The 16,939-nt window shown below is 38.3% G+C and carries 13 protein-coding genes; 9 read left to right on the forward strand and 4 right to left on the reverse strand.

The window, feature by feature from the left end; genetic code table 11:
- Positions 1-8 precede the first annotated feature (8 nt).
- The 3 genes from C4F40_RS16690 to C4F40_RS16700 all read left to right on the forward strand — a co-directional run bounded on the left by C4F40_RS16690 (position 9) and on the right by C4F40_RS16700 (position 1,379).
- Positions 9-278: a hypothetical protein gene (locus tag C4F40_RS16690; RefSeq protein WP_313785748.1), complete on the forward strand. Its 270-nt coding sequence runs from the start codon at positions 9-11 to the stop codon at positions 276-278.
- A 77-nt stretch (positions 279-355) separates the two neighbouring features.
- On the forward strand, positions 356-1,123 hold the full coding sequence (locus C4F40_RS16695; protein WP_196940558.1) for an MBL fold metallo-hydrolase: 768 nt from the start codon (positions 356-358) through the stop codon (positions 1,121-1,123).
- A 103-nt stretch (positions 1,124-1,226) separates the two neighbouring features.
- A complete protein-coding gene (locus C4F40_RS16700; RefSeq protein ID WP_136820368.1) occupies positions 1,227-1,379 on the forward strand; it encodes a lmo0937 family membrane protein in 153 nt (50 codons plus the stop codon).
- A 4-nt stretch (positions 1,380-1,383) separates the two neighbouring features.
- On the opposite strand, the gene C4F40_RS16705 is transcribed toward C4F40_RS16700, so the two are convergent.
- Together C4F40_RS16705 and queA are read right to left on the reverse strand one after the other, a co-directional pair.
- Positions 1,384-2,070, reverse strand: coding sequence for a 2-C-methyl-D-erythritol 4-phosphate cytidylyltransferase (locus tag C4F40_RS16705; RefSeq protein WP_196940559.1), 687 nt, complete (start codon positions 2,068-2,070; stop codon positions 1,384-1,386).
- A gap of 68 nt (positions 2,071-2,138) precedes the next feature.
- Complete coding sequence (queA, locus tag C4F40_RS16710; protein WP_196940560.1) at positions 2,139-3,188, reverse strand: tRNA preQ1(34) S-adenosylmethionine ribosyltransferase-isomerase QueA; 1,050 nt, start codon at positions 3,186-3,188, stop codon at positions 2,139-2,141.
- Positions 3,189-3,439: 251 nt separating this feature from the next.
- On the opposite strand from queA, the gene C4F40_RS16715 reads away from it, so the two are divergent.
- From C4F40_RS16715 to C4F40_RS16730, 4 genes are read left to right on the forward strand one after another with little or no spacing between them, the layout of a single operon-like run.
- Positions 3,440-5,893 (forward strand): glycoside hydrolase family 31 protein, encoded by a 2,454-nt coding sequence (locus C4F40_RS16715; RefSeq protein ID WP_196940561.1) that lies wholly within the window; start codon positions 3,440-3,442, stop codon positions 5,891-5,893.
- A 6-nt stretch (positions 5,894-5,899) separates the two neighbouring features.
- The gene (gene glgB / locus C4F40_RS16720; RefSeq protein ID WP_196940562.1) at positions 5,900-7,810 is read left to right on the forward strand and encodes a 1,4-alpha-glucan branching protein GlgB; all 1,911 of its coding nucleotides are present in this window, start codon (positions 5,900-5,902) and stop codon (positions 7,808-7,810) included.
- A 10-nt stretch (positions 7,811-7,820) separates the two neighbouring features.
- Positions 7,821-9,233: a glycogen synthase gene (locus C4F40_RS16725; protein WP_196940563.1), complete on the forward strand. Its 1,413-nt coding sequence runs from the start codon at positions 7,821-7,823 to the stop codon at positions 9,231-9,233.
- Positions 9,234-9,235: 2 nt separating this feature from the next.
- A complete protein-coding gene (locus tag C4F40_RS16730; protein WP_196940564.1) occupies positions 9,236-10,522 on the forward strand; it encodes a glucose-1-phosphate adenylyltransferase in 1,287 nt (428 codons plus the stop codon).
- Between the two features lie 79 nt (positions 10,523-10,601).
- Here C4F40_RS16730 and C4F40_RS16735 read toward each other — a convergent pair whose 3' ends face one another.
- Positions 10,602-11,747, reverse strand: coding sequence for a pyridoxal phosphate-dependent aminotransferase (locus tag C4F40_RS16735; RefSeq protein ID WP_196940565.1), 1,146 nt, complete (start codon positions 11,745-11,747; stop codon positions 10,602-10,604).
- Positions 11,748-11,889: 142 nt separating this feature from the next.
- On the opposite strand from C4F40_RS16735, the gene C4F40_RS16740 reads away from it, so the two are divergent.
- Complete coding sequence (locus C4F40_RS16740; RefSeq protein WP_196940566.1) at positions 11,890-12,867, forward strand: bile acid:sodium symporter family protein; 978 nt, start codon at positions 11,890-11,892, stop codon at positions 12,865-12,867.
- Between the two features lie 24 nt (positions 12,868-12,891).
- On the opposite strand, the gene rpoN is transcribed toward C4F40_RS16740, so the two are convergent.
- The gene (gene rpoN, locus C4F40_RS16745; protein ID WP_196940567.1) at positions 12,892-14,355 is read right to left on the reverse strand and encodes an RNA polymerase factor sigma-54; all 1,464 of its coding nucleotides are present in this window, start codon (positions 14,353-14,355) and stop codon (positions 12,892-12,894) included.
- 225 nt (positions 14,356-14,580) lie between these two features.
- Here rpoN and C4F40_RS16750 point away from each other — a divergent pair, with 225 nt between their 5' ends.
- Positions 14,581-16,938, forward strand: a complete 2,358-nt coding sequence (locus tag C4F40_RS16750; protein WP_196940568.1) for a transglycosylase domain-containing protein — start codon at positions 14,581-14,583, stop codon at positions 16,936-16,938.
- Position 16,939: the final 1 nt, after the last annotated feature.

The raw sequence follows: 16,939 nt of genomic DNA on the forward strand, positions 1-16,939 counted from the left end.
AATATAATATGGTGATATCGTTTACGCAATATAATTTAGACAAAATAGAAAACCTCCTTAACGAGTTGGGATACAAAGTCCGTTATGAGAAAGGAAATTTTAAAACGGGTGCATGCGTGATCCAGAATTCTAAAGTTATTGTGGTCAATAGATTTTCTAATCTAGAAATTAAGATTTTGTCCTTGATTCAACTTTTGAAAGATTTCGATTTAGAGAAGGAACAATTAGATGAAAAACAGCATACATTTTTTAAATCTTTAATTAAAACAACTGCATAAATTTTGAAACCGAGAAGTAAATAATATTGGATTATTTACTTCGAGCTCTCATCAGCAATTGATAAAAAAAAGAATAGATGAAAATTCAATTTCTAGGAACCGGAACCTCACAGGGTGTACCTGTTATCGCCTGTCAATGTAAAGTGTGTCAATCAGCAGATACGCGAGATAAGCGATTAAGGTCTTCTGTTCTCATCGAGTTGGATAAATATAATATCGTTATTGATACAGGGCCAGACTTTCGGTGTCAGATGTTGAGAGCGCATGTGACACACTTAGACGCGGTATTAATGACACATTCCCATAAAGATCATATAGCGGGGTTAGACGACGTACGTGCATTTAACTACATACAGCAAGCATCTGTTCCTATATATGCCACTGCTTCAACGCATGAAGCACTGAAACGGGAATTTTACTATGCATTCAGTAATGCCAAATACCCGGGCGCTCCGCTTTTAGAATTGAAAAAAATTGAACCGGGAATACCTTTTGATCTATTTGGTAGCGAGATTATGCCTATTGAGGTGATGCATTACAAAATGTCGGTAATGGGTTTTCGTATAGGCGATTTTGCATATATTACGGATGCGAAAACTGTTTCTCCTGAATCTAGGAGACTCCTAGATGGTGTAAAGGTTATGGTTGTAAATGCCCTTCAAATGATCCCACATATATCCCACTTTACGTTGGAAGAGGCGCTTGCATTTATTGACGATATCAATCCCCGTGAAGCTTACCTTACCCATATTAGTCATCGTTTCGGTACGCATGAAGACATTCAATCCCTACTACCTAATAATGTATTTGTGTCTTTTGACCAATTGAGCATTGAAATAGGATAGAAAAATCGGCTCTTGCAAAACTTTCCATAGCCCAGTTTGTTATTTTATTATAACGCTATAAATAATTAGTTAAAAGGGGTAAAATTTATTAATTATTCAAACTATGGGAAATTTACTTTACACGATTGCGGTAATTTTAGTAATTATTTGGGCAATCAGTTTTTTTGGAGGTTATGCCACCGGTGGCATTATACACATTTTATTGGTAATTGCAATAATTGTTGTGTTATTGCGGGTGATACGCGGCAACGCTTAATACCTTATTTTTTTAAATAGATTTGGGCAATTTCGATGTCTTCTGGAAACGTAATTTTGATATTTCTGTGATTACTTTCTATAAGATAGATGGGGTTGCCCATTTTTTCTGCCACGGAAGCATCATCTGTGAAGTCAGGCTGTTCATTCTGTTCATAAGCGTTTATCAGAAGCTGCAATGGGAAAGTTTGTGGTGTTTGTATTATCCATATTTTGTCTCGTTGTATCGCTTTTGAACCGTCTATTGTTCCGTGACGTATTGAATTACTACTCGGTACAGCTAAAATATTAGCTTTACCTTGGTGGGCCATTTCGAAGGATTTCTCGATCAATACTTGATCTGTCAACGGCCTTGCTCCATCATGGACTGCGACAACGGTGTCGAGTAACAACATCTCACTATACGTTTTTTTTAGATAATTTAATCCATTTTTAACACTTTGAAAGCGAGTGGTACCTCCGAATACGATGTCGTGCGGAATAGTGAATTCGTGACTTCGACAAAGTGCTGTCCAGTATTTTTCCATTTCGGAATGTAATACGACAATAATCTGGGTTGCGATAGGAGCGAAGGCTTCAATTGTGTGCATCAAGACCGGTTTACCCTTCAGTAAAAGATATTGCTTTGGAATATCCGATTGCATGCGGGAACCCCTGCCGCCAGCCACTATGATTACAATATTGTTGACCATGAACTGTGAATTAAACAAAAAAGCGTGAATGCACCATTCACGCTTAAATTTATTGAATATTTTTTAAATTAGATAATCAACATTGCATCGCCATAACTATAGAAGCGATATTTTTCTTTAACAGCTACTTCATAAGCGTTCATTACATTTTCGTAACCACCAAAAGCTGCAATCATAACCAACAAAGTAGATTCAGGCGTGTGGAAATTTGTAATCATGGCGTTCGCGATACTAAAGTCATACGGCGGGTAGATGAATTTACTGGTCCAATCTGACGCCGGCTTCAGGTGCTTATCTGCTGATACTGAAGATTCTATTGCTCGCATTGAGGTAGTGCCTACCGCACAGATACGACGTTTATTATCAATAGCTTTATTTACAGTTTTGGCAGCTTCATCCGTGATGATGATTTGCTCGGAATCCATTTTATGTTTTGTTAAATCTTCTACTTCAACGGTACGGAATGTTCCCAATCCTACATGAAGTGTCACTTCTGCAAAGTCAACTCCTTTAAGTTCTAACCTTTTCATCAATTCGCGTGAAAAGTGTAAACCTGCAGTTGGGGCCGCTACTGCACCTTCGTTTTTTGCGTAAATCGTTTGGTAACGGAATTTATCTTCTGGAGTAGCTTTACGTTTAATGTATTTAGGCAATGGTGTCTCGCCTAATATTTCGATATTACGACGAAATTCTTCGTCCGTGCCTTCAAATAAGAAACGGATGGTACGACCTCTAGAAGTAGTATTGTCCACTACTTCAGCTACTAATAAATCATCATCACCAAAATATAATTTATTACCTACGCGTATCTTACGTGCCGGATCGACCAATACGTCCCATAGACGTAATTCCTTATTCAATTCGCGCAATAGGAAAACTTCTATAGTAGCACCTGTTTTTTCTTTATTCCCGTACATACGGGCAGGAAATACTTTTGTGTTATTAAGGATCATGACGTCTTTGTCATCAAAATAATCCAAAACATCTTTAAAGATTCTATGTTCTATTTTACCAGTATCACGGTGTAAAACCATTAAGCGAGATTCGTCGCGGTGTTCCGAAGGTTCAGATGCTAATAGTGATTCTGGTAAATTGAATTTGAATTGTGATAATTTCATCGTGTAATCAATATTAATGATTTTTATCCTGCTTAATATATTGAGATAAAAAAGAATACAAAGGTAAGTATTTTATTGGATATTGAGGTATTCTTGGCGTTATAAAAATGTAGAACTGAGTTTGGGGTAAATTGTTCTTTCTTAAGAAAGAACAATTTTATTTATTTCTCCTAAAAAGTTGATTTTCTAAAAATTAGTCGTATTTTAAATGCAACTAATATGGGCAGTTATAAAAAATAGAATAATGTTTTATGGGTGATATAAAAAAGCAAGAAATAGCTTCAGTAATGGTAACTGAAGAATCCTTGGAAGGGGATATCCAACACGTAAATAATCCAATCCTCGATTTACCAGAGATAGAAAAAAAATACCTTCGATCGGTAATTGGATATGTCAAAGATGGAAATAATTTTGTGTTTACAGATGGGAAGGCTCAAGTTGAAGTTAGAGTGGTTACTGATGATGTGATCCGTGTGCGCTTGGCTCCCCAGGGAGCTTTTTTGGATGATTTTTCTTATGCTGTAATCGATCAGGAAAAACACACACACTCTTATGATGTGAAGGAAGATGATGAAAATTTTCATGTTAAGACAAATAATGTGATCTGTACCATTACAAAGAAAGATTTTCTGGTGTCATTTTCAGATATAAGCGGTAAGACGCTCAATGCAGATCATGCGCCTATGCATTGGGAGGAAAACCCCGACTTTGGAGGCTATTATGTCTACTGTACGAAAAAAGCATATGAAGATGAGGTTTTCTTTGGGGGCGGTGATAAAGCATCCAATTTGAATTTACGGGGGCGGAGGATTAAGAATTGGAATTCGGATACCTACTCTTTCGCTTTTAATCAGGATCCCTTGTATAAAACAGTTCCTTTTTATATTGGTGTGACCCAAGGGGATGCCTACGGTGTTTTTTTTGATAATACGTTTAAAACTTTTTTCGATTTTGCTGCAGAACATCAGGATCAAACCAGTTTCTGGTCTGAAGGGGGGGAACTGCAGTATTACTACATTCATGGTCCGCAGATAATGGATGTAGTACAACGTTACCATGCCCTTACGGGGACTCATTTTTTACCTCCTATGTGGGCAATTGGTTACCATCAGTGTAGATGGAGTTATTATCCCGAAAAGATGGTTCGTGAGGTAGCTTCTGAATTTCGAAAGCGGGAAATACCGTGCGACGCGATTTATCTGGACATAGATTATATGGAAGGTTATAGGTGCTTTACCTGGAATAAACAATACTTTCCTGATCCGAAAAAAATGATCAGTGACTTGTCGGCTAATGGTTTTAAGACGGTAGTAATGATCGATCCGGGTATTAAAGTGGACGAAAATTACTGGGTTTTCAAGGAGGGACACGACAATAAGTATTTTTGTCGTCGAGGTGATGATTATTTTATGGAAGGATTCGTTTGGCCTGGACGTTGCCAGTTTCCGGATTATACGAATCCTGAAGTACGGACTTGGTGGGGTACACTATATAAAGGACTTGTGGAAGATGGCGTCGCTGGGTTTTGGAATGATATGAATGAACCGGCGGTCTTTGGACGAGGTACATTTCCGGATGATGTCCGTCATAATTACGACGGATATAGGGGATCGCATCGTAAAGCGCATAATATATATGGTATGCAAATGGTTCGTGCCACGTATGAAGGACTTCTTAAATTATACAAAAATAAAAGACCTTTTACGCTAACACGAGCGGCGTATTCGGGTACGCAACGTTATTCATCCGTATGGACAGGTGATAATATTGCTACCTGGGAACATTTACGTATAGGTGTATTACAATTACAGCGCCTCTCTATTTCTGGATTATCATTTTGTGGTACAGATATAGGTGGTTTCACAGGTAATCCAGATGGTGAACTATATACACGTTGGATGCAGTTTGGGGTGTTTTCACCATTTATGCGTGTCCACTCGGCTGGTGATACGAGAGATAGAGAGCCATGGAGCTTCGGGCCAGAATGGGAAACCATATGCAAAAAGTTTATTGAGTTGAGATACCGCCTGTTGCCTTATATTTATTCCATTTTCTGGCAACAGCACAAGTATGGACTTCCGATCCTACGCCCTGTCGCGTTGCTGGAACAACATGTCTATAAAAATTTACTTCGAGAGGAAGAATTTGCATTTGGAGACAAAATACTTGTATCTCCAGTTTTGAATCCCGGCCAGACGTCTAAAGTGGTTTATCTTCCGAATGGAGAATGGTTTTATTATTTTACCAATGAAGTATTTAAAGGAGAAGAAGAAGTATCTATTCCGACTCCATTAGATCAAATGCCAATGTTTATTAAAGGGGGGACGATTCTCCCTGAATATCCTGTTATGCAGTACGTAGGCGAAAAAAAGATAGAAGCATTAAAATTGAATGTATACTATTCTGAAGGTGAACATCACAGCTATGGATACACGGATCATGGAGATACGTTTGCTTTTGAACAAAATGTGTATTTGGAGAAACACTTTATTTTCACAGCAGAAGCGAATAGCGCGAAAATTTTGCAGCAGCGAGACGGATTATTTACCGAAAGATATGACGATTACAACATCTATCTGATCGGTTTCCCCTTTGAAGTAAGACAAGTAATAGCAGATGGTATCGTGGTACCCGTGTTGTCCAAAGAGAACGGCGATAAATATGTAGTTGTAGATAATGATTTCAAAAAAATAACCATAGAATAATCTATTATGAATAAAGCTGTAGAAGTTTTTTCTTTGCTGACAGATTTTGATATTGAGCTCTTTAAAGCCGGGAAGCATTTTCGATTATATGAAAAGTTGGGTTCTCAAACAGTTTATTTAGAGGGCAAGCAAGGTGTTTACTTTGCTGTTTGGGCACCTAATGCACGGGTTGTATCTGTCGTAGGGAACTTCAACGGCTGGAATCCCCATGGCCATCTCTTAAATGTAAGATGGGACGGAAGTGGTATTTGGGAAGGCGTTATTTTTGGAATCGGAATGGGAGAAGTGTATAAATACTACATACAATCTTCTTCTGGCGATCATGTAGAAAAAAGTGATCCTTTTGCTTTAATGACTGAAATACCGCCGCATACTGCGTCTATTGTAAGTACGACTTGGTATCAATGGAATGACGAAAAATGGATGCGGCATCGTAATGAGAATAATAACCTGAATAGTCCGATTTCGGTTTATGAGATACACATAGGTTCTTGGGTCAGAGATCCAAATGACCCAGAGCGGCTTCTATCGTACCGTGAGATCGCCGAAAAACTAGTCCCGTATGTTAAAAATTTAGGTTTTACGCATGTAGAATTTATGCCGATAATGGAACATCCCTATTACCCTTCATGGGGATACCAAGTTACAGGATATTATGCTGCAAGCTCGCGGTATGGTAGCCCTCAGGACTTGATGTTCTTAATCGAACAACTTCATAAAAATGAAATTGGGGTGCTATTGGACTGGGTTCCTTCTCATTTTCCGGGTGATGATCATGGACTTCGCAATTTTGACGGTACATCGCTGTATGAACATGAAGACCCGAGAAAGGGATTTCATCCGGATTGGAAATCGTATATTTTCAATTACGGACGAAATGAAGTTCGTTCGTTCTTAATCAGTAATGCTTTATTTTGGTTGGATCGTTATCATGTGGATGGGATTAGAGTAGATGCTGTTGCATCTATGCTTTATCTCGATTATTCGCGAGAGGTAGGGCAGTGGATTCCAAATGAATTTGGAGGACGTGAAAACCTAGAGGCCGTTCATTTTCTAAAGGAACTCAATGAAGCTGTATATGCCAATTATCCGGACGTACAGATGATCGCAGAAGAATCCACCTCTTGGCCTGGTGTGAGTAGACCCACTTTTAGCAATGGATTAGGATTCGGTATGAAATGGATGATGGGATGGATGCACGATACACTCAATTATTTTAAGGAAGATCCAATTAATAGAAAGTTTCATCATGACAAATTGACTTTTTCAACGGTCTATGCATTCCATGAAAACTTTATGCTCCCCTTGTCACACGATGAGGTTGTGTATGGTAAACAGTCATTAATATATAAAATGCCAGGAGACGAATGGCAGAAATTTGCCAATTTGCGAGCCCTGTATTTATACATGTTTACTTTTTCGGGTACGAAGCTTTTGTTTATGGGAGGAGAGTTCGGACAGACTTCAGAATGGAATGTAAATCAATCCTTAGACTGGCATCTGCTTGACTACGCATCGCATAAAGGTATGCATCAATACATAAAACAGCTAAACGAGATCTACAAATCAGAACCTGCTTTATATGAAAAAGCGTTCAGTGTTGATGGATTTGAATGGTTGGAATATGGTGATAATGATAACAGCGTACTTGCTTTTATAAGAAAAGGACTTATACCTTCAAGTGATGTTATAATAGCTCTTAATTTAACACCGATTGTGAGACAGGATTATCGAATTGGTGTGCCGGAATCCGGTAATTGGGAAGTAATATTCAATTCGGATGATATTTCTTTTTTTGGTTCTGGCATGGAAACGCCAAATGCTAAATCGGAGCAGATTCCCTGGATGGATAAAACCGATTCCATTAAAATTAATTTGCCTCCTTTGGGTGGTCTAGTCCTTAAAAGAACGATATAAAAATTTTGTTATGGAAGTTATACATCTAAGTGTGGAATGCTTCCCTATTGCGAAGGTTGGCGGCTTAGCCGATGTTGTGGGAGCTTTGCCTAAATACCAACGTGCATTAGGGATAGATGCAAAAGTAGTTATGCCTTGGTTTGATTGTCCTTTTGTTAAAGAGCAACAATTTGAAGTTGTAACAACTGGTTCTTTTTTTCAAGGATCTGATGAATTGCAATATGAGATCCATAAAGAAGAAAGCGATGTGTTGGGATTTCCACTTTTTTTGATTAAAATACCGGGAAAATTGGATAGGGAAGAGGTGTATTGTTATCCTGATGAAGCGGAACAATGGATCGCATTTCAGCACGCTTTTTTACATTGGATACAAAACCACGGTATATACCCCTCCATTATTCATTGTCACGATCATCATGTGGGACTAATCGCCTTTTTACTGCAACATGGTGTAGATTTTAGAAACCTGGCAGATATCAGGACTATATTTACAGTTCACAATGGCCAGTATCAAGGCTGGATGAACTGGAGCAAAGGGATATTGCTGCCCTCTTTTGATACGTGGAAGTGGGGGCTGTTAGATTGGGACGGGGTAATTAATCCACTTGCGGCAGCTATTAAATGTAGCGACGCATACACTACTGTTTCCGATGGTTATCTGAATGAGCTTTTTATAGATGCTAATGGATTACAGGCTTTATTTAACGCGGAATCGGGAAAAGCATATGGCATTGTTAATGGTATAGATACAGCGTACTGGAATCCCAGTAGTGATCAGTTAATAGAAAGAAACTACAATAGAGTGACAGTAAACAGAGGTAAGGAAGAAAATAAGCAGGCGTTGTGTAAGCAATTTAATCTTCCGCTGGCTTTTCCTCTTATTTCTTTTATTGGACGATTTGCTAAAGAAAAGGGCGCAGACTTGCTTTTTGATATTTGTGTGAAATTATTTTCTGTTCGACAGAATGTGAGTGTGTTTATACTGGGATCGGGTGATCGCGAGATTCAGAATGGACTTATCGAGCTCCAGCTTCAGTTTGAGGGAAAAATAAATTTGTTTTTCGGTTATGATGAAAAACTTGCACACCAAGTATACGCGGCTTCTGATATGTTACTTATGCCATCGCGGGTGGAGCCCTGTGGCCTAAATCAACTATATGCGTTAAAATATGGTACTATTCCCATAGTTCGTGGCATAGGCGGACTAAGGGATACTGTGGTGGATGTACTTGAGGAGGGTTACGGTTTTGTTTTTGAAAAACTAAATGCTGACGAAGCTGTTAAAACAATTGAACGGTCGTTGGATATGTATACTGATAATAAAATATGGAAAGGTATTCGTAAAAAGGCAATGCAGCTTGATTTTTCATGGAAAAGGTCGGCTCAGAAATATGTAGAATTATATAACCAATTACTCAAATAGGTATGGCGCAACACAAAGTAGTTTCAATCGTGTTAGGGGGAGGACGAGGCACACGCCTTTACCCGCTCACAGATCAAAGATCAAAACCTGCAGTCCCGATCGCAGGAAAATATCGTTTAGTGGATATTCCGATTTCTAATTGTCTCAATTCGGGATACAATAAGATTTTTGTATTAACGCAATACAATTCTGCTTCGTTAAATAAGCATATCAAAAACTCCTATAATTTCAGTATTTTTAGTAAGGGGTTTGTTGATATCCTAGCTGCAGAACAGACAAATGATGGTGACAAGTGGTTTGAAGGTACGGCAGATGCAGTGCGTAGAACACAAAAAAACTTGGTTAATGTAGATTACGATTATGTGTTGATTTTATCGGGTGATCAGTTGTACCAAATGGATTATTCCGATATAGTGGATTTCCATGTTCAAAATGGTGGAGAGATCACGATTGGAACCATTCCTGTTGTTGCAAAAGAAGCTTCTAGTTTTGGAATTTTGAAATCTAACGAGGCAAATGAAGTTGTATCTTTCATTGAAAAGCCGATTAAGGACCTGCTTCCCGATTGGACCTCGGAAGTCGCCCCCGATTTGGAACAGCAGGGACGTAATTATCTAGCTTCTATGGGTATTTATGTTTTTTCTAAGGGTGTAATGCGAAGGCTGTTGTCGGAAAACCCGGGGATGGATTTTGGAAAGGAAATTATTCCTGAGGCTATCGAAAATTGTCGAGTATTGAGTTATCAGTTTGATAGCTATTGGACCGATATTGGTACAATTCCTTCCTTTTTCGAGGCGAATATCGGATTGACAGACGATATTCCATCTTTCAACTTGTTTGGAGAAACCGTTTATACACGGGCGCGAATGCTTCCTCCTTCTAAAATTTCGGGCTCGACCTTAAATAGTGCTATAGTTGCCGACGGATGCATATTAATGGCAGACAAAATAGAGCGCTCCGTAATAGGAATACGGTCAAGGGTGGGCAAGGGATCTGTCATTAAATATACTTACATGATGGGAACAGACTATTATGAAGATCTGAATGAGGTTGTAGAATTAAGCAGCTCACAGACACCCCCGCCAATTGGAGTCGGTGAGCGCTGTTATATTGAGACAGCAATTTTAGATAAGAACTGCCGCATTGGTAACGATGTGCGGATTAAGGGTGGGAAACATCTAGAAGATGGTGATTTCGAACATTATACGGTGGTAGAAGGGATTGTCGTCGTGAAAAAAAATGCCGTTATACCCAATGGTACGAGCATAGGTTGCTCTTCGAAGTTTTAGTTTCTACCTGTTAACACTGAAGTAACAATGTACTTAACCAAAAAAGGCTGATCATTCAGCCTTTTTTGGTTTCGAGTAGTTAGAAGCTCAGGTTTGCTAATGCTTCTTTTATTCTTCTTAATGCTTCTACCAAGCTCTCATCAGATGCGGCATAGGAAAGACGGATATAGTTGTTATTTCCAAATGAGTCTCCACCTACTGTAGCCACATGGCCGAAGTTTAGTAAATATAAAGCCAGATCAGCTGAATTTTTAATTTCATTACCATCTGGATCTTTTTTACCAAAGAATGAACTGATTTCAGGAAAGAAATAGAACGCGCCTTCCGGTAAGTTTGTTTTTACACCTGGAATGCCATTAAGTAATTCGTAGACCAACTTGCGCCGGCGTAAAAATGCTTCTTTCATTTTGTTTACGCTCTCTAGTCCCTGTTCGTAAGCTACAATTCCTGCGCGTTGAGCGATGGAGCATGTTCCGGAGGTCGTTTGTCCTTGGAGTTTATCATTAGCAGCTGCTATTTCTTTATTTGCTGCGATATAACCCAAACGCCATCCTGTCATTGCGAATGCTTTTGAAAAACCATTTACGATGATTACACGATCTTTGATACTGTCAAATTGTGCAATGGACTCGTGTTGGTCAACAAAGTTGATATGCTCATATATCTCATCCGAAAGAATGAAAATATTAGGATATTTTTCAAATACGGTAACAAGAGCAGCTAACTCATCTTTACTATATACAGATCCGGTCGGATTGCAAGGGGAAGAGAACATGAAAAGCTTGGTATTCGGTGTGATAGCCACTTCTAACTGTTCTGGAGTAATTTTGAAATTACTTTCAATATCGGTGTCGATGAAAACGGATTTTCCTTCCGCTAGGGTTACCATTTCGGAGTAAGATACCCAGTATGGGGTAGGAATGATTACTTCTTCTCCTGGATTTATTAGCGTCAATATTACATTAGATAGTGACTGTTTAGCACCGGTAGACACGACAATTTGTGAAATGTCGTAATCAAGTCCATTTTCAGTTTTGAGTTTATTGACAATTGCTTGGCGTAAATCTGGATATCCCGGTACTGGCGAATAACGCGTGTAGTTGTCGTCTAATGCTTTTTTTGCGGCATCTTTTACATGTACTGGCGTATTAAAGTCAGGTTCGCCAACACTAAGACTGATGACGTTGATACCTTTTGAAGCCAGCTCACGACCTAATTTGGTCATTTTTAAAGTCGCTGACTCGGATAGATTGTTAATCCTGTTTGATAAAAATGATGTTGTGCTCATGGTAGTGCAAATATATTATATAACCTTCATTTATAACGCTAAAATTTTGATAAATTGTAAAAAATATAACTATTTACATATGAAATTGAAATTTGATAGTTTTCTACTTGCATTGTTGATTGCGATTGGTTTGGCTTATTTTTTTCCTCAAGCAGTTTTATTTCAAGATGGAAAATTCATCGAAGCAGTTACTACAGTAGGGGTATCCCTCATCTTTTTTTTCTACGGTTTGAAATTAAGTATCACAGATATAAAGTATGGGCTAAAGAATTGGAAACTTCATGTAGTGGTGCAATTGACAACTTTTATGTTGTTTCCTTTGCTGGTATTGCCATTCAAATCTTTTGTTGCGAATGCTGTGCAAGAAAATTTTTGGCTTTCATTTTTCTTTTTAGCAGCACTACCTTCTACGGTTTCATCATCCGTGGTGATGGTTTCTATTGCTAAAGGCAATGTACCAGCGGCCATTTTTAATGCAAGTGTTTCCGGGTTAATCGGCGTGATCGTCACGCCGCTATGGATGAGTTTGTTTTTAGATTTTCACACGGAAAATGTGTTTGGTGATGTGTATTGGGGATTAATACGTGAAATCATCATACCGGTAATTTTGGGTTTACTATTACAGCGTTATTTGGGCGGGTGGGCGTCTAAATATAGCATACGGCTAGCACAGTTTGATAAGACGGTTATTCTTCTAATAGTTTATAGTAGCTTCGCCGATTCTTTTAGCTCCGGTGTATTTCGCACGATAAGTACGTCTTATCTGGTTTATGTTTTTATTGGTGTTAGTGTTTTATTCGCGCTGATTTATGGCATATTATACGTGTTGACGAAATATGTTCTGAAATTCTCTGTCGTGGATCAAATAACCGCGATCTTTTGTGGGTCTAAAAAATCATTGACGCACGGTAGCGTTTTCGGGAAATTTTTGTTTCTCAATAATCCTAGCGCTGGTCTTTATTTTTTACCGCTTATGATTTATCATGCTTTTCAGATCTTTCTCGTGACTATTATCGCACGACGTTATCATCGTAGAAAGGAAGAAGAAAGCCAATAGTAAATATTTACTATTGGCTTTCTTCTATAGTTCTTTACGAAGTCGGGCAACTGGGATGTTCATGGCTTCCCGGTATTTTGCAACAGTACGGCGGGCAATGGTATAGCCTTTTTCCTTAAGAATGTCAGTTAATTTTTCATCTGCCAATGGCTTGCGCTTGTCTTCGTTGGCTATACACTCTTCAAGAATTTTTTTTACTTCCTTATTCGATACCTCTTCTCCAGAGTCAGTTTGGATAGCTTCGGAAAAAAACGATTTCAGTAAAAATGTTCCAAATTCCGTTTGTACATATTTCGAATTGGCTACGCGGGATACGGTTGAAATATCCATTTCGATCTTGTCCGCGATATCTTTTAAAATCATCGGTCTAAGCATGCGGTCGTCACCCGTTAGGAAATAGTCGTATTGATATTCCATAATGGCATTCATCGTTTTTAAGAGAGTTTGTTGACGTTGCTTGATTGCATCGATAAACCATTTTGCAGAGTCCAATTTTTGTTTGACAAATTGAACAGCTTCTTTCATTTTCTTATCTGATTTTTCTGTTTTTTCGTAATGTTCGAACATATCTTGATAAGATCGGGAAACGCGTAGTTCGGGAGCGTTTCGGCCATTGAGGGTTAAATGTAATACGCCATCATTATTCATGATATGAAAATCCGGAATTACATGTAGCTGTTTCCCGGCTATCGCCCCAGAATCGCCAGGCTTAGGATTCAATTTCAGAATTTCATTAATTATTTCTTTTAGTTCTTCTGAATTTACTCCCAATTGTTTCTCAATTTTGTCGTAGTGTTTTTTTATAAATTCATCCAAATAATTTTCCACTACCTGCATCGCCTTTTTTACGATCAAATTGTGTTGATCTTTTTTTCGAAGTTGAATAAGGAGGCATTCTTGCAGATCCCTGGCCCCGATACCAGCGGGTTCGAACTCTTGAATGATTGCCAGCATTTCTTTTACTTCTTTTTCGTCTGTTACTATATTCTGAGAAAAAGCAAGATCGTCTATCAACGATGGAACAGGGCGTCTTAAATAACCGTCGTCGTCTAAACTTCCAATGATTTGGTTTCCAACAAGATATTCCTTATCGGATAAAGCAAGCAAGTCTAACTGGTTTTGGAGCTTTTCGAAGAATGAATCCTGTATGGCTATGGGTATTTCCTTGCGATCATCCTCATCATCATTAGAATAATTACTTCCGTAATCATTAAAATCATCCTCCTGTATATATTCTTCTACGCTAAATTCTTCGTCAAATGAATCATCACTACCTTCGAAATTTTCATCTGGATCCTTGTCTGGATATTCTTCGATGGGATCATTCATGTTTGCTAAGCTTCCATCCTCCAGTGCTGGATTTTCTTCCAGTTCTTCTTTTATTCGGGTATCTAATGAAGCAGTAGGAACCTGCAACAATTTTATAAACTGTATTTGTTGAGGAGATAATTTTTGTAATAATTTTTGTTGTAATGTTTGTTTTAACATGTTTAAGTTAATTACAAATGTAAATTTAGTCAATAATATTGAAATAATTTACATTTAGAAAGTGGTGAGGATGTCTTTGTCACCGAATGATGATAATTTAAGAAGTAACGGGGTGATTTTTACCCGTTATTATCATTTGTTAAAATTCGTTAATTTTTTTAATCACCAACGTCAATTAGTCCATTAATATGTAGTTTTTTCAAACATTTTATTCATATTTACCACATGTTTACACGAGTTAAAAACAAGCCCCTCCGTTACTTTCTCATTGCTATCTATAGCATCGTATTATTCACATGTGCTGTTCAACTCAATTTCTTAGGTCTTTTTGGTTATACCCCTACCGAAAAAGATATTGTTATGCCTACCTTAAATGTAGCTTCTGAAGTATATACGGCCGATTCTGTGTTAATTGGTCGTTATTTTGAACAAGATAGAGACCCGGTACCTTATGATAGTATTGCACCTACTGTTTTGGAAGCGCTAATAGCAACAGAAGATATTAGATTTTATAAACATAATGGAATTGATTTTTTGGGATTAATTTCGGGAGCTGTTTCAACGTTAAAAGGAGATCCTCGAGGGGCCAGCACGATTACGCAACAGCTGGCCAAAAATTTATACCGCACGCGCTACGCACATTCGCAGGGTTATTTAAGCAGCGTACCAGGAGTCAGTATCCTCATCACCAAATATAAGGAGTGGATGACTGCTTATAAGCTGGAAAGGAAATATTCAAAGAATGAAATCATTACGATGTATTTGAATACTGTTTCGTTTAGTAATAATGCATACGGAATCAAGTCTGCGTCTCTTCGATATTTCAATAAATTACCGAGTGCTCTTCAGGTGAATGAGAGTGCATTATTAATCGGCATGTTAAAGGGTACCACTATTTATAATCCGACTCGTAATCCGAAAAATGCACTTCAACGAAGAAATGTGGTGCTTAGTCAAATGCAAAAAGCAAATTTTATTTCTTCTTTCGAAGTCGCACAACTTAGCCAGGATTCGCTGAAACTCAACTTAAATCACCAAGATAATAGGGACGCAAACGATTCCTACTTACGTACGGCGGTAGAGCGGTGGTTAGATAAATGGAGTCAAGATAATGAGATAGATATTTACAAAGCGGGCTTAAAAATATATACTACTATTGATTCTCGGATGCAGAAAATCGCTGAGAATGTAGTTGAGGCACAGATGAAGGGGTTGCAGCGTAAACTGGAAAATACTTGGCGTAATCAAGAACCTTGGCGCGACAAGGCAGGAGAAGTATTGCCTGATTTTTTAGAAAACCACGCACGTAAGCTTCCCATATATAAAGAATTGATGAAGCAATATCATAATGAGGATTCCGTATTTTCCATATTGGAACAGAAAAAGAAAATGAAAGTATTCACCTGGGATGGTATGGAAGATGTAAATTATTCTACTATGGATTCTTTAAGACATTACATTGTAATGCTGAATACAGGGATGATGGCAATGGATCCGTATAATGGTGCAATAAAAGTGTGGATAGGGGGTATTAACCATTCTTTCTACAAATTTGACCATGTCAACCAATCCAAACGTCAGGCAGGATCTACTTTTAAACCTTTTGCTTATTTGGCTGCGTTGGAATCAGGGATGACGCCGTGTGATAAATATGTCGATCAACCCGTTAAAATTGATTTTGTTAATTTGAAAGGAGAGCCTGAGATTTGGGAACCTAAGAATGCGGACTGGACATTTTCACATCAAAATATGTCGCTACGTTGGGCGATGGCTAGATCGCTTAATTCTATTACGGCGCAGATCACGCAAGATGTGGGGTGGGATAAAGTAGTAGAGGTTGCGCATCAATGTGGTATAGAAAGCAAATTGGAGCCCGTTCCTTCTGTAGGATTAGGGTCCAGCGATGTATCGGTATTCGAAATGGTGCGTGCATACAGCACATTTATGAATGCTGGTAAAAAAACGGAGCCAATTTTAGTTTCCAAAATTGTGAATATGGAGGGGCATACAATAGCTGAATTTAAGTCTGATCAAAAGCAAGTGGTAGACCCCGAGAATGCGTGGCTGATGACGTATATGCTTAGAGGTACAGTAGAAGAACCGGGAGGTACGTCGCAAGCACTTTGGGAATGGGATCTGTTCCAAAATAATAATGAAATCGGAGGTAAAACAGGGACTTCTTCAGATTATGTAGACGGCTGGTATATGGGCGTAACCAAAGATTTAGTAGCGGGAGTATGGGTGGGATGTGATGAACAAAGTATACATTTTAAAAATTCTCAAACCGGAGAAGGATCGAAAACAGCGTTACCTATTTATGCATCTTTTATGGAAGAAATATATAAAAATCCTAACCTGGGAGTAACCTTCGGTAAATTTCCAGAAGCGACGGTGGATATTAAAAAAGAATATAAATGTCCTAGTCCTCGAATTCGTGTGCAGCAAGATACCGTAAACACTCAACGTGATTCAGTGGGAGATATCGATATTAATATGTTACCTGCGTTACCTCAGATAAAACCAATTTTGCCACAAAGTTCGAACTCTAATCCGGAGGAAAATATTCAGATATTGATACAATAAG

Origin of the sequence: Sphingobacterium pedocola, assembly GCF_015209965.1 — a bacterium.
Taxonomy (GTDB): domain Bacteria; phylum Bacteroidota; class Bacteroidia; order Sphingobacteriales; family Sphingobacteriaceae; genus Sphingobacterium; species Sphingobacterium pedocola.

Coding starts and splice junctions, on each gene's coding strand:
- C4F40_RS16690 (WP_313785748.1), top strand. CDS start 9: ATGGTGATATCGTTTACGCAATATAATTTAGACAAAATAGAAAACCTC.
- C4F40_RS16695 (WP_196940558.1), top strand. CDS start 356: ATGAAAATTCAATTTCTAGGAACCGGAACCTCACAGGGTGTACCTGTT.
- C4F40_RS16700 (WP_136820368.1), top strand. CDS start 1,227: ATGGGAAATTTACTTTACACGATTGCGGTAATTTTAGTAATTATTTGG.
- C4F40_RS16705 (WP_196940559.1), bottom strand. CDS start 2,070: ATGGTCAACAATATTGTAATCATAGTGGCTGGCGGCAGGGGTTCCCGC.
- queA (WP_196940560.1), bottom strand. CDS start 3,188: ATGAAATTATCACAATTCAAATTCAATTTACCAGAATCACTATTAGCA.
- C4F40_RS16715 (WP_196940561.1), top strand. CDS start 3,440: ATGGGTGATATAAAAAAGCAAGAAATAGCTTCAGTAATGGTAACTGAA.
- glgB (WP_196940562.1), top strand. CDS start 5,900: ATGAATAAAGCTGTAGAAGTTTTTTCTTTGCTGACAGATTTTGATATT.
- C4F40_RS16725 (WP_196940563.1), top strand. CDS start 7,821: ATGGAAGTTATACATCTAAGTGTGGAATGCTTCCCTATTGCGAAGGTT.
- C4F40_RS16730 (WP_196940564.1), top strand. CDS start 9,236: ATGGCGCAACACAAAGTAGTTTCAATCGTGTTAGGGGGAGGACGAGGC.
- C4F40_RS16735 (WP_196940565.1), bottom strand. CDS start 11,747: ATGACCAAATTAGGTCGTGAGCTGGCTTCAAAAGGTATCAACGTCATC.
- C4F40_RS16740 (WP_196940566.1), top strand. CDS start 11,890: ATGAAATTGAAATTTGATAGTTTTCTACTTGCATTGTTGATTGCGATT.
- rpoN (WP_196940567.1), bottom strand. CDS start 14,355: ATGTTAAAACAAACATTACAACAAAAATTATTACAAAAATTATCTCCT.
- C4F40_RS16750 (WP_196940568.1), top strand. CDS start 14,581: ATGTTTACACGAGTTAAAAACAAGCCCCTCCGTTACTTTCTCATTGCT.